Raw genomic sequence first — 13159 nt, forward strand, 5'->3', positions numbered from 1 at the left:
TTATAGAACAAAAGAAAACAAAACAAGTACTAATAAAAAGCATTTGTTTTTTTACCCAAAGGTGCTATTCTAATATATAGTTACTGCGATAGACTGCGGTGTATGTGAGAAATAGTATAAGATTTCATTGTTAACCCGAAAGAGAAGAGAGCGTTTGTGTAGTTCTTATAATACACCTCTTTGCAAGTTAATTGTTGTAAAAGTTGTAAGATAAATTTATTGATGTATTACAAACAACCTCTTCTCTTGTTAATGATGATTACGAAACTACGGTAAAAATCAACTGAAAAACTAAAAAATAAACCATGAAAATTAAATCATACATTTTTAACCTTTTATTTCTCCTAAGCCCTGTTTTTTTCTATGGGCAGGTTGCGGCGATTAATGCTGCTGTAGAAGATGAAATTATTAAACAAGATATACCCGGTGTTGCCATTGGTGTTATTAAGGACGGAAAGTTATACTACGCCAGAGGATATGGATACAAAGATAAAGACAAACAGATTGCGGTATCTTCATTCACCTCTATGCGTTGGGCTTCTATATCCAAACCTTTAACCGCAGTTGCTACACTTAAATTAGCAGAAACATACAATAGTTTTGATCTCAATGATAAAGTAACAGAACATATAGACTATTGGACTGCTTCTAACATTAACTGGAAAAGTAAGATTCGAATTCGTCATCTATTATCCAATCGAAGTGGTATTAATCACTATGGGGGCGGAACAGAAAAAGACGAAAATGGTAATGTTATTAAAAAATACAATAACAAAAGTTCTAATACCTATGTGAGTGATGCAGATGATTTTAATGCCGAATCTGCGGTAAACATTTTTAAAGGGCCAAATCTGGATTTTTACCCAGGAACCAAATATTTGTATTCATCGTATGGTTTTAATCTTTTAGGAGCGGTTGTAGATGAGGTATCTCCAAATGGATATCCTGCCTGGGTCAAAAAGCATATCGCAGATAAATTAGGAATGACCAGCCTTAAAATTGGAACAGGATCTTTTACGGGGGTTCAAAAAGCCTGTGATGGGGTAATGAATAATAAAACGATCGGTAATGTAGAATGGAAATTACCTAGCGGAGGGTGGCAATCTAATGTACGAGATCTTACCAAATTTGCCATAGGAATTATGAACGAAACGCTATTGAATGATACTAGTGTGCTTTGGACCGATGTACCAGGAAATGGTAGTTATGGATATGGGATTGGACATAATGGAGATGAAGCGAGTGATTTTTTTAGACTATCTCATAATGGGGCACATGATAACGTACGTACCGATATGCATTTTTATCCTAACAAAGGAATTGGAGTCGTAGTAATGATCCCGGTCAATTATGGGGATGCATCTCGAATAAGAAAAAGAGTTTATACCGCCATTGGTCATAATTGGGCTAGTGATACTACGCCAAAAGATGCTTGTACTTCTACTATGAAGAGTTGCGAAGGTAAGTTTGCAGGGGTATGGCGAAAAACCAATAAAGATGTAATTGTTAGAAGAGGGTACAGTCATTCGAATTTTGCAAAAGAATGGCAAAAATTAAGAGCCAAAGGTTATTATTGTGATGATTTCGAGCCTTCTTTTAAAAGCGGAAAGTTAGTATGGGATGGTGTTTTTAAAAAAGGACTAGGAGGTAACCCTATGTGGAGAGGGTATGATCAAGCCGGATTCAATACCAAATGGAAAGAAATGTCTAATATGGGATATCGTTTGATAGATCTGGAGACTTATGTAATTAATGGACAGCGAAAGTGGGCTGGATTGTTTAGACCAGGAAATGGTGCCTATGCATTAATCAGAAACTACAGTACAGCTGGTTTTGCTCAGAAAAGAGCCGAGTTTGCATCAAAAGGAATGAAACTCATAGATATCGAAGTATATACCTCTGGAGGGCAACAAAAATGGTCTGGAGTATGGATAGCAGGACAAGATGGTTTGCTAAATAGAAATTACACTACTGCTGGCTTTAATACCTTATGGAATCAGCATCGACAAAATGGATATAGACTTATCGATATAGAAACCTACGAAATTTCAGGAAACCAGCGTTGGGCAGGTATTTGGGAAAAAAGTAATCAGGGAGAATATTTAAATAGAAATCATAGCTATTGTAGTATTATGAATAATCATACTAATTATAGTAAGAATGGTTACGAGCTTATAGATATCGAAAGATACGGTACCAATATTGCTGCAAAATCACAGTTGATAGCAGAAGATTCTGATGAAAAAGAGGTAGCACAAAGTTTTGATGATGCAGTTACCATTACACCAAATTTTGAAGTGTATCCTAACCCTACAAAAGGTAAAATAAACATCAATGTCTTTAATTCTAAAGATGCTATAGTTAATATTTATTCACTAACAGGAAGAAAATTATTGTCAACCACAGTGGTCGACAAACAGATAGATCTTACCAGCTTTGCTGCGGGTATCTATGTAGTTGAGGTATTGCAAGAAGGGCAGGAAATGAGAAAGAAAATTATATTAGAATAACAAATCTCAGCTTATTAATTGTTAAATCGAGCCTGTAGAAACCAATTCAAACGTTTATTGTTGGATTGCTTCTTGGGCTCGATTGGATTTTACATGATCATTGTTGTCACACTGGTATAGAAAAAGATCTTTTATTTATTTAAAGGAATTGTAACTCCAATAGCAAAAGCCCCGGCATACTGTTTGACATCGGGTTGTATATAATAAGAAAGCCCTATGTCAACATTATTATTTTGCCCCAATTCTAATCCAAGAGCAAAAGGAATATGATAAATTATTCCGCCTTTATTAATATCATCAAAAGCTGTAAGAGTTCTAAAGTTACCAATAGAAGTACCGATTCCGATTTCTATATATGGTGCAATCCATGGGATAGGTGCTCTCACCCTAGCTTTACCGCCTAACAAAAATGCTTTGGATTCGGCTTTTTCGTCTGTAGGATTGCCATTTAGGTCTTTTCCATCAGAATTGGTAATAATCAAACCTGTATAGGGTCGAAACTCAATCCACGAAGCTGCTTTTAGAATCAATTCTCCTTGTATAAAAAAACCATCATTAACAATTTGATCTACACTGTTATTAGGTGAACTAAGCGCGTATCCAATTTGTGCGTTTATCGATGTTTCTTTTATAAATTGTGCTTCTACCAGATGAGAAGCTAAAATAATCATAAGTAATGTAAGGGTGTTTTTCATAATTTAAGGTAACGTTTACAATGAATGTTATAAATGGGTACTATGTTACCTTGTTTGTTGCTTTTTTTTTGTAAAAGATGCATTTATCTGTTCTAATGTTAATAAAATATCTAGAGGTATAAATAGGGGATGAAGTTTTGGAAGTATAGTAAAGGTGTTGTTTATTCTCTGCTTGTGAGTGATTTATCTGTTATAAAATCATCTAACCTTAAATAGAGAGCCTTCTTTTTTGTACCCTAGTTTCTGATAATATGCATCGACATCAGATAATACAAAAACATCCAGGTTAGGAAATTCTTGAATGTGATGTTCCATTAATTTTTTTCCTATACCATGACCTCTATATTTCTTGTCTACTAATAGATCCATAATCCAGATAAAAAAATCACCATCGTTTATAGAACGGGAGTATCCACACAACTCTTGCTTGTAGTAGGCTACATAAGTAATGGATTGTTCTAGGGGTATTTTATATTTTGGGTGTAAGTACTCTTTCCATTCATCACCTTCTGATATAATGATTTGCAGTAGCTGACTATAATCTTTTGAGGGGTTATATTTCCTGATTGCTACATTCATTTTATATTATTCTATATTAGATGCGATATACTTTGGTTTATATGAAATCTATTTAGTTCCTTTTCCATGTGTTACTTGCCAAAACAATCGAAGTTTCTACCTGTCTTTGCGGGATAGACCAATATGTTTTTAATAATTGATTGGTTTCTTTTCTTGATAAGGTTCTAAAACCATGTTTTTCATAAAAAGATATGGCCCAGCTGGCATCTACCCAGGTACCTATTAAAACGGGCTTTTGCGTCATTTCTGTCAAGTGATTCAGTAGTTTTCCTCCAATACCTTTTTGTCTTGCTATAGTTCGTACATAGGCATGTCTAATCAGAGTGACATCTTGTTTAAATTGGATTCCCATAATCCCAAGAATTTCATTATTTTCCCTATAACTCCAAAATTCTACACCTTCTGCTATCTGAGTTTCTAATTCGGCTTTAGGCATATAAGGTTCTTTCCATCTATCTTTTGGTATTATCCCTTTATAAGCGATAGAAGCATCATTAATAATCTCGTAAATGGTATCAAAGTCTCTGGTATGGTCACTCTTTACAATCATAACTACTGTTTAATACTTCTTAATGTCTAATATAGGTATCTAGGTAACACAAAACGTTACAATGCTTTTATTTTTTTTCGATCATAGCATCGAACTATTTTCTTTAATATTATAGTTATCTATTGTAATGTTAATGATCACTTTTCGGCGGTTAGTAAAAAGACCGGATAATTACCTGTAGGCTTCTCTACTATGCTAATGGATTGAATTTTTATATTTCTACACCCTACATTTTTAGCCATACTCTTAAATTCTTCTCTATCGAAACCATAGTGAAATACTCCTGTGTCTGTTGTATGAAATGAACCATCCTCGGTATCAAGATCTGCGATTGCTATAATGCCGTCATCATTTAATAAATCATAGAATTTTTTAAATAACCCTTGAACATCCTGTATATGATGAAGTGTCATAGAAGATATAATAGCATCAAATTTTTGATCTAATTTTTCTGTGGTCAAGTCCATTTCTAGTAGTTCAACTTCGCACTCCACTCTTTTTGCTTTGAGAATAGCATTCATAGAAGGGGAGATGTCAACAGCTGTTATTTTACCTACATGAGGAGCAATTTCTGATAATAATAAGCCTGTACCAGAACCAAAGTCCATAATGTTCATGTGCTTAGAAAATGATACTTCGTTTAAAATTCCTTTAGCAATATTCCTAACATTTTGCGTTCTATGTTTTTTGGTGTCATAGTCATTTGCTTTTTCGACAAACCAATCTTTTTTTTGTTGCATTTTTTGTTGATTATTAGGGTTTTAGTATGATAAACGTAGTCTGGTGTATGTAACTATAATTTAATACACAGGATTATAGGTTGTTTATTTCTGTAGCAATATATTCTAAATATTTCGAGTGCTTGTTATTTGGGTCTTCAACTAACTGATAATTTATTGTTATTGAATTTTTATAGAGCAAATCAAATTTTATCCAGTTTCCAATTTTTTCGATTATAAAATTTTATCTAAAACTTTAGCATTAGATAACGCCATATGATTCTTAGAATTATAAACAACGTTTTTATATAGGTGTTATAACAAGATGAAATGTTACATAGCTTTTCAATTTTTATGCCTTTGGATAGGCTAATTTCTGATTGCCATTATCATGCTTTAACAAGAGTTCTTCAATTGTTCATTTGGAGTTATAAGGATATAGGTAGTTATAGTTGGTTGTGAGTCTACATTTTTTCTAAAACCCAATTTGGAGCAAGTTTCATAACCCATACAATTAACCTCCATCTTTTTGTGATATATGCTTTTCTTCTTTTTTTTAAAATTGCTGCATAAATTTGACTTACAGCTTTAGGAACAGGAGCTACCCAAAATAACCCGTCTCCTTTGGCCATTGGAGTAGCTACAAAACCTGGTTGTATATCTGTTATTTTTATAGATAATTTTTCATTTTTGGAGATACATCTTAAAGCCTCAAGATAGTTTGCCTGAAATGCTTTTGAGGCACTATACGATGGGCAATAACGGTTCCCTCTGATAGATGCAATAGACGTTATGCCAACCATATGACCATATCCTTGTTGTCGAAATTTTGAAAATACGAATTCATAAACTTTTGCAATACCGTTTATATTAGTCTGGATGATCTTGTTTTCAATTTCCCAGTCCATCTTCTGATTTAGTTCTGATACACCAGAAGAAACCACAACCAAATCCACTTTTTTTAGCTTTACGAAAAGAGTTTCTAATTTTTTGTCAGAGTTTTCTATTTCGGTAACATCATGTACAAGAGTAGTTATTTGATTGTTTGATTTCAGCTTTATTTCTTCAAGAAGCTCTGTTCTTCTACCTGTTATTGCAACAGTCCAATCATTCTTGATTAACTTTTCGGCAAGCCCTCTTCCAATTCCAGAAGTGGCTCCAATTATAATTGCTGTTTTCATTTGATCTTGTTTTTCAGGGTTTGGTTTTGTAATTGGGTACATGTCCTAACACATTGCGCATGCAAAGTACAAATTGTTGGTCGTTTATTTCATTCAGAAATATGATTCTAATTTTTAAAATTGAACTTTTTTTAGTATTATTGTGATATCAAAATAATATCATTATGAAAAAAGAAACTCAAATAAAAGCAACTAATGGCTATTTAATGCTCCTAGTATTACTAGTTGTAGTTATTAGTATGGTAGTAGGTTTATTGGTAGCTAAAAATCCAATTTTCTTTATCCTTGGGATCTTTATAATAGCAGTGATCAAAGGTTTTTTTATAGTTAACCCGAATAGTTCCAAAGTATTGGTCTTATTTGGTGCTTATAAGGGTACTGTTCGCGAAAATGGTTTTTTCTGGGCGAACCCTTTTTTTACACGGCAAAAAATTTCATTAAGAGCTAGAAATTTTGATAGCGAGCGCGTGAAGGTGAATGATAAAATTGGAAACCCTATTATGATTAATGTAATCTTAGTTTGGCAAGTTGCAGATACCTATAAATCGGCTTTTGACGTTGATAATTATGAGGAGTTTGTAAAAGTACAAACCGATGCGGCTGTGAGGAAACTTGCAGGGTCGTACCCGTATGACAATTTTGATGATGAACAAGCCAAGTTTACTTTAAGATCGGGGATGGATGAAGTAAATGAAGCTTTGGAAAATGAAATTACAGAGCGTTTGGCTATTGCTGGTATTAAAGTTATGGAAGCAAGAATTGGATATTTGGCATATGCTCCAGAAATTGCTAGTTCTATGTTAAAAAGGCAACAAGCGGTTGCCATAGTAGCTGCTAGAAAAAAAATAGTAGAAGGAGCTGTTGGTATGGTTGAGGATGCATTGAATAAGCTGGCTACAGATGATATTATTGATTTTGATGATGATAAAAAGGCTTCTATGGTGAGTAATCTAATGGTTGTTTTATGTGGTGATAAAGAAGCTGTCCCGGTAGTGAATGCAGGAACTCTAAATTCTTAAATGTGAGTAAAAGAAAATCCTTTGTGCTACGAATTGATCCAGAAACTTTTAAACAGATAGAAAAATGGGCAGATGATGAGTTTCGTAGTGTTAATGGTCAGATAGAATGGATACTAAGTAAAAGTCTTAAAGAAGCTAAAAGATTACCAAGTAAACAAAAGCCAAGAGACAATAAATCGGATAAAAAATCTTAGTTCAAGTGTTTGTCGATATTCGTTATAAGAAACATAAGGCGGGTGATAAGTGATACGTTTCGGATTGGTACTAAGCCAAATATAAATATTTTGCTCTTATCATTTTTTGTAAACATCAAATTTTACATTTGGTGACTTTGTAAATAAACACAGGATTTTCGATTAAGTCTCAAAACTCTATGTTTTTTATACATTATTAGAAGTAGGTGCTATTGGTAAATTAATTCTCTAAATTCATTTTGATTCTCTGTTAGCATCTTGTATCTCCACCTTAATACTTCGTCACGTGTTCTGTTAAAATGAATTTTTCCTTTCCTTACAAACATTGAAGCAAGGTATTTTGTATGAAATAGTATGGTCCAAGATTCTGTGTCAGTATTAGAAATATGTGAGTATACGGGAAGCGAGTCAAATAGCCTCAGATAGACACTTCCAATTTGATTAATATCATCACTGTCTATGGAGTATTCATTATTTTTTAGCTTTTCAGATATTTTATTAAAGCTATCGTACAAATGAATGTTATTTTCATTAAAATCGGATTTTTCAATATGAACAAGAAATTTTTCGATGTGAACATAAGCATTTAAATATTCTTCCCATTCTTTTGGTTTTGTAAATTTTTGAGGATAATTATCAAGGCTAGATATTTCCTTTGGATAAGAATTTAAATGAAATTGGGCTCTATTGAAATCGTTTTCTTCTTTATAAGAATGCCAAGTAGTATATTTTATTCGTTTATGCCAAGTATTGTCAGGTTTTAATTTATGTGTTCTATTTGAAGCCCAAATTAAGAAATCAACTACTTGAAGTCCTGGTTCATTTTTACCTTTAAGTAATATATTTATTTTTGGATAAAATGTTTTATATGATGGAATATTGTATGACACTCCTTCATAGAGATGATATAATTTCTTTTTCCAATCTGAAATATTTTTTTCATTTAATTGATCTCTTTTTTCAATTATTAAATGCACTTCATCTGTTGTGAGGAATAATTCTAAAGTTGAACTACTTAAGCATCGATCAAATATTTTTTCGGTAAAGTTACTTTTCGATAAATCTTTTTTACCGACATTATTTTTGAATGTATAATCAAAAGTTCCTTTTATATTTTTGTTTATTGAACGACAAAAGTGCGAGTGCCCATTTTTACTATCTTCTGATGCATGAAAAAAACCATTAATTAAAGTTCTTTTGTCTTTTTTGATGTCAAAATCTATATCGTTTGATAGATTTTGTAAAGCTTCGTCAATTACAGATTTAGTTATTTTAAATTCTGAGATAAACATTCCACAGCCTAATGCAGATTTATTTTTTTGAGAATTTATTGTAAATATTGTTTCATCAGCATAAGCATATATAGCCATTTTATTCTCTGTTATTTTTTGGATTACTTTACTTACTGCTAAAACCTCTTATATGGTACGTTTGCATCTCATAGGGAGCATATACACTATATAAATTGTTAGGCTTAGTTTTTATATTTTTTCATTTCCCAATTCTCACAAAAAGAATCATCAATAATTAATCCATCAACGGACTTTCTGAATCTAAAAATACTATCATTTAAGTATTTTAATTTAGGTTCTTTTTTTGGATTAAAATACTTAGATAATTCAGTGCTAAAATTGTGAAATTGAACAGTAAAATAAATACTGTCAATTTTAACCTTTCCATTATACTTAAGAGATTCGCCCTCTTGATTTTCGTTTTCGGGATAGTAGTAAATTTCTAATAAAGAAGTCGAATCTTTTGCTATAGTAAAACTTAATTCTCGATAATCGCCTCCATCTAGAGAAAGAGTATATGGTAATTCTACTTGATATATTCCTTCTATGCTCTCAATGTTTTCACAAGGAGTTCCTGGACATTCTTTACAAGGTTGATGTACAACAGGATATTTACTAATGGTATCAAATGTAGTGAATAAGTATCTGTGCTTTTTTCCATTATTTTCCCAATTCCAGTAAGCTAAGTTGTGTTGTTTTTCATAATTTTCTATTCTAAAAACTTTTAGTTTATTAGATTTTCTGTCGATTACTTCTAAAAAATGATTATCTCCTTTTTTATTTAATTCTTTAACCAAGAAATCAAAGTATTGTTCTTCATAGTTGATGTGCATTAATTTATTTCCATTAGAGAGAGGAGAGAATTGAATACTTCTATCTCCTCCTTTACAAGGGAAATATAGTGTAAGTTCGTTATTAATTTCGGTTAGTCTTTGCCAAGCTTTTGGAAAGTTGTCAAAATTAACTTTGGCCTTAAAACTCTTTTTTTTGTGAGCTTCATTACATCCAATCAGGATTAAAAGAATAATTATTACTTTGTAGTTTTTCATCAAATTAATCCTAACGTTGAACTATGTGTAGTACGAAATCAGAAAATCACTAGTTTTCGATCTAACACTTAGCTAAAGTCTATCTTTTGTTTTTATTTTTTCTAAAATACTAAATTTAAGTCTTTAACGACAAACCAAGGAAGCAATAACTTTTGGATTAGCCATAAACTTCAAACTATTGTATAGGTACTGTTACCAATGGTTATTTTATTTTTCGCCCCTTAATTCCAGTAGCACATCCATAAAAATACTCCACATATTCAACCTCAAAATCGAATCTATCAAATATTTTGTGAACGTTTTTTGAGTTTCTAAATTCCTGAGTATAGATGCCCAACATTTTATAGGTTTCTGGACTTCCAAGAAACAACTTTCCTAGTGTCGGAATTATATTCTTTAAGTAAAAAAGATAAAAAGGTTTTAGTATTGAACTTTTAGGAACTGAAACGTCAACAAGGGAGAATTTTCCATTCGATTTTAGAATTCGATTTATTTCGGTTGCTAATTTTTCAAGTTGTTCATCGTTAAACGTTTTCAATCCAAATCCAGAGATTATATAATCAACGGTTTGATTTTTAATTGAATTTTCAAAAACATTTTCTTTAAGAATTTCTATGTTATAATTATTAAATACTTTTTTATTTTTCTGCGCTCGCTTTATCATTTCTGTAGAAAAATCAAGGGAAATTAATTTTGAATCTTTGTTACACTTTTTTAAAATATGTTTCCAACACTCTCCCATTCCAGTCATCAAATCGACAATAACTTTTCCTTTTTCAATTTCAATTTCTTCAACACATTGCCTTCTCCATCTTTCGCTAAATCCAAATGAAGTTATATAATTCACTTTTGAATATGAACGGCTCATTTTGTCAAATAGCTTTTCAACAAATTTTGGTTGGTAAATTTCCTTCATTAGCAATTATTGGTAATGTTTAATATATGTGTCGTAGCAGTTTAAAATGTTACCAAGTCATCGACATTTTCTGCATATTGATTGTTAACTTTTACTTTTGGAAGCATTGCGCTTTACCAAAAATACAACGTCTATTCGATTCATTGTTTAATTACTATGATTAGGTACATTATTGTGTGTAAATACTTTATAATCGATGATATTCATATTTACTAAAATCAATTTTCTTCAATTTTTCGTCTTGTTTTTCAGTATTAAATTTTTCTAACGTGTAAGTAATATTCAATAAAGGTGTTTCTTTAAAATAAGTTTTACATTCGAGTATAAGTCCACTATAGTTTAGAGTATTCTTAACTTTGAGGAAATCATAATGGTTGAAAGGGATATTAAATTTGTCAGATACATATAATTCATATACTTCGTCAAAAGTATCAAATGTTCTTTTACTATTCTCATGTATTATTAATTTATAGCCCTTGATTCCAAGAATTGTTTTGGTGTCATTTGGATGTTTTTCTACTTTATATCTAGTTGTCCATCTTTTGTATAAATTTCCCCAGTCTAATTCATTTCTATAAACTTTATTTCTAAATTTACGAGCAGTAAACTTCTTATATGTATTTGGTATATAAATAGTTTTTTCTAAAGGTGTTTCTATTTTGATAGTATCGTTAAAATAATAATAATTGTGAATTTCGTTAAACAATCTATATGATACAAATCTGACTTTAGTTAACTTTTTCTTATTTTCTTTTTGAGCTCCGCAGCTACAAAGTAAAATTGCCAAAAGGATGATTAATTTGCTTTTCAATTTGTTTATTTTAATTACACACACGTTTAATATATATGTCGTAGCAAGGCAAAATGTTACCTCTGTGTTAGATTTTTCTATGTATCTACTGTTAACTTTTTGATTATGAATGCATTGCGATTCGCAAAAAATAAAAGAACAATTCGATTCATCATTTAGCTGTTATGATCACATATCGTGTTGTTGTATGCAGTTTTATCTTTCGGATCGTTTATCTTCTGGGATATTTATAGTTCCGCTACCATCCACTAGCACTTTTCCGTTTTTGGCTATAACTTTCATTGTTAGATTAAAAGAATCCCACTTAATTCCTTTAACTATAACATAACCAGTTTCAGAGTCAAAATTTAAAAGTTCAACACCTTCATCAGGATAATCTTGAGCATCAAGTATCGGATCAAAGCCAAGCCCTAATTCCGGATCTTCTTCCCTTGCTTTTGTTACAATATTCTCTAATTCCTTTTTAAAGTTTTCTGTCACAAGAGAAGAAGTTTTTGTCCATTCGATAACTCCTAAACTACTGTTGTTTTTAATATAAGAATTAAGAAAGTTAATAGCCACTTGGTAATTATTATCTTGAGTGTTTTTTTAATCTTTTTAGATTTCTTCAGAATAGAAGTTGTAGAATACGATTTAGATCGTCCTTCTTTATCAAAATTACATCCAAATAAAGATAGAGCAAAGGTTATTAGAATTATGTATTTCATATTATTCAAAATAATTGTATAAAACAGCGTTGTATACAATATATGCCCAATATTCTCATTTATATTTATTTGTAAATATGTAAAAGCCTTTAATCGGTAAGGGATAAATATTTTATCATTTTTTACGATCGGTTGGTGTATCTATCGTATTCCTTTTACAAACTCACCAATGGTATCCACACCATTTTGGGTAAGGTGCTTGATAAAAGCAGATCCTATAATGGCTCCTTTGGCAGTTTGAGTTGCCTGTGTAAAAGTTTCATGATTACTAATACCAAAACCTACAATCTGTGGGTTTTTAAGATTTAATGATTTAATTCTATCAAAATACTGCTGCTGTACATCGCCAAAAGTATTTTTGGCTCCTGTGGTACTGGCAGAACTCACCATGTAGATAAATCCATTAGATACACTATCAATAAAACGAATACGCTCGTCTGAAGTTTGAGGAGTAATTAAAAACACATTGATTAGTCCATATTTTTCGAACGTTTCCTGATAGTGCTCATGATACTCTGCCACAGGAAGATCAGGAATGATCAATCCGTCAATGCCTATTTCCTGGCATTTGGCACAAAAAGCTTCAATACCGTATTGCATCATTGGGTTAAAATATCCCATGATGATTAAAGGGATTTCTACAGAAGACCTGATGTCTTTTAACTGATCAAACAACAGTTTGGTGGTCATTCCGTTTTTAAGCGCAACGGTAGAGCTATCTTGTATCGTAGGGCCATCTGCCAACGGATCACTAAATGGCAATCCGATTTCTATCATATCGACGCCACTTTTTTCAAGATTTTGTATAACTTTTACAGTATCCTGTAAAGCAGGGTAGCCTGCAGTAAAATATATAGACAGCAATTTTTTGTCCTGTTGTAATGCCGTATGTATTCTATTTTTTGTTTGTAATAATTTTTCCGTCATGATGGAAATA

The 13159-nt window shown here is 31.7% G+C and carries 14 protein-coding genes; 3 read left to right on the forward strand and 11 right to left on the reverse strand.

What is annotated here, in order from left to right; translation table 11 throughout:
- Positions 1-305: 305 nt before the first annotated feature.
- A complete protein-coding gene (locus tag ABW636_RS12900) occupies positions 306-2510 on the forward strand; it encodes a serine hydrolase (protein WP_367590437.1) in 2205 nt (734 codons plus the stop codon).
- 131 nt (positions 2511-2641) lie between these two features.
- Here ABW636_RS12900 and ABW636_RS12905 read toward each other — a convergent pair whose 3' ends face one another.
- From ABW636_RS12905 to ABW636_RS12925, 5 genes are all read right to left on the reverse strand, one after another.
- On the reverse strand, positions 2642-3205 hold the full coding sequence (locus ABW636_RS12905; RefSeq protein WP_367590438.1) for a hypothetical protein: 564 nt from the start codon (positions 3203-3205) through the stop codon (positions 2642-2644).
- Between the two features lie 198 nt (positions 3206-3403).
- A complete protein-coding gene (locus ABW636_RS12910) occupies positions 3404-3784 on the reverse strand; it encodes a GNAT family N-acetyltransferase (RefSeq protein WP_367590439.1) in 381 nt (126 codons plus the stop codon).
- Positions 3785-3836: 52 nt separating this feature from the next.
- Complete coding sequence (locus ABW636_RS12915; RefSeq protein ID WP_367590440.1) at positions 3837-4334, reverse strand: GNAT family N-acetyltransferase; 498 nt, start codon at positions 4332-4334, stop codon at positions 3837-3839.
- Positions 4335-4471: 137 nt separating this feature from the next.
- Positions 4472-5074, reverse strand: a complete 603-nt coding sequence (locus tag ABW636_RS12920) for a class I SAM-dependent DNA methyltransferase (protein ID WP_367590441.1) — start codon at positions 5072-5074, stop codon at positions 4472-4474.
- Between the two features lie 443 nt (positions 5075-5517).
- Positions 5518-6234, reverse strand: a complete 717-nt coding sequence (locus ABW636_RS12925; RefSeq protein WP_367590442.1) for an SDR family NAD(P)-dependent oxidoreductase — start codon at positions 6232-6234, stop codon at positions 5518-5520.
- Between the two features lie 164 nt (positions 6235-6398).
- On the opposite strand from ABW636_RS12925, the gene ABW636_RS12930 reads away from it, so the two are divergent.
- Both ABW636_RS12930 and ABW636_RS12935 read left to right on the forward strand, forming a co-directional pair.
- Positions 6399-7253: an SPFH domain-containing protein gene (locus ABW636_RS12930; RefSeq protein ID WP_367590443.1), complete on the forward strand. Its 855-nt coding sequence runs from the start codon at positions 6399-6401 to the stop codon at positions 7251-7253.
- Between the two features lie 2 nt (positions 7254-7255).
- On the forward strand, positions 7256-7447 hold the full coding sequence (locus tag ABW636_RS12935) for a type II toxin-antitoxin system antitoxin (RefSeq protein ID WP_367590444.1): 192 nt from the start codon (positions 7256-7258) through the stop codon (positions 7445-7447).
- A gap of 209 nt (positions 7448-7656) precedes the next feature.
- Here the strand turns inward: ABW636_RS12935 and ABW636_RS12940 are convergent, their stop codons facing one another.
- The 6 genes from ABW636_RS12940 to trpA form a co-directional block, all read right to left on the reverse strand.
- Entirely contained in the window at positions 7657-8817 is a 1161-nt protein-coding gene (locus tag ABW636_RS12940; RefSeq protein ID WP_367590445.1) for a hypothetical protein, read from the reverse strand.
- Between the two features lie 104 nt (positions 8818-8921).
- Entirely contained in the window at positions 8922-9788 is an 867-nt protein-coding gene (locus ABW636_RS12945; protein WP_367590446.1) for a hypothetical protein, read from the reverse strand.
- A 202-nt stretch (positions 9789-9990) separates the two neighbouring features.
- Complete coding sequence (locus ABW636_RS12950; protein WP_367590447.1) at positions 9991-10704, reverse strand: class I SAM-dependent methyltransferase; 714 nt, start codon at positions 10702-10704, stop codon at positions 9991-9993.
- A gap of 187 nt (positions 10705-10891) precedes the next feature.
- On the reverse strand, positions 10892-11515 hold the full coding sequence (locus tag ABW636_RS12955; protein ID WP_367590448.1) for a hypothetical protein: 624 nt from the start codon (positions 11513-11515) through the stop codon (positions 10892-10894).
- Positions 11516-11710: 195 nt separating this feature from the next.
- The gene (locus tag ABW636_RS12960; protein WP_367590449.1) at positions 11711-12076 is read right to left on the reverse strand and encodes a hypothetical protein; all 366 of its coding nucleotides are present in this window, start codon (positions 12074-12076) and stop codon (positions 11711-11713) included.
- A gap of 287 nt (positions 12077-12363) precedes the next feature.
- A complete protein-coding gene (gene trpA, locus ABW636_RS12965; protein ID WP_367590451.1) occupies positions 12364-13149 on the reverse strand; it encodes a tryptophan synthase subunit alpha in 786 nt (261 codons plus the stop codon).
- Between the last annotated feature and the right edge of the window lie 10 nt (positions 13150-13159).

It is taken from the genome of Aquimarina discodermiae (genome assembly GCF_040786235.1).
Taxonomy (GTDB): domain Bacteria; phylum Bacteroidota; class Bacteroidia; order Flavobacteriales; family Flavobacteriaceae; genus Aquimarina.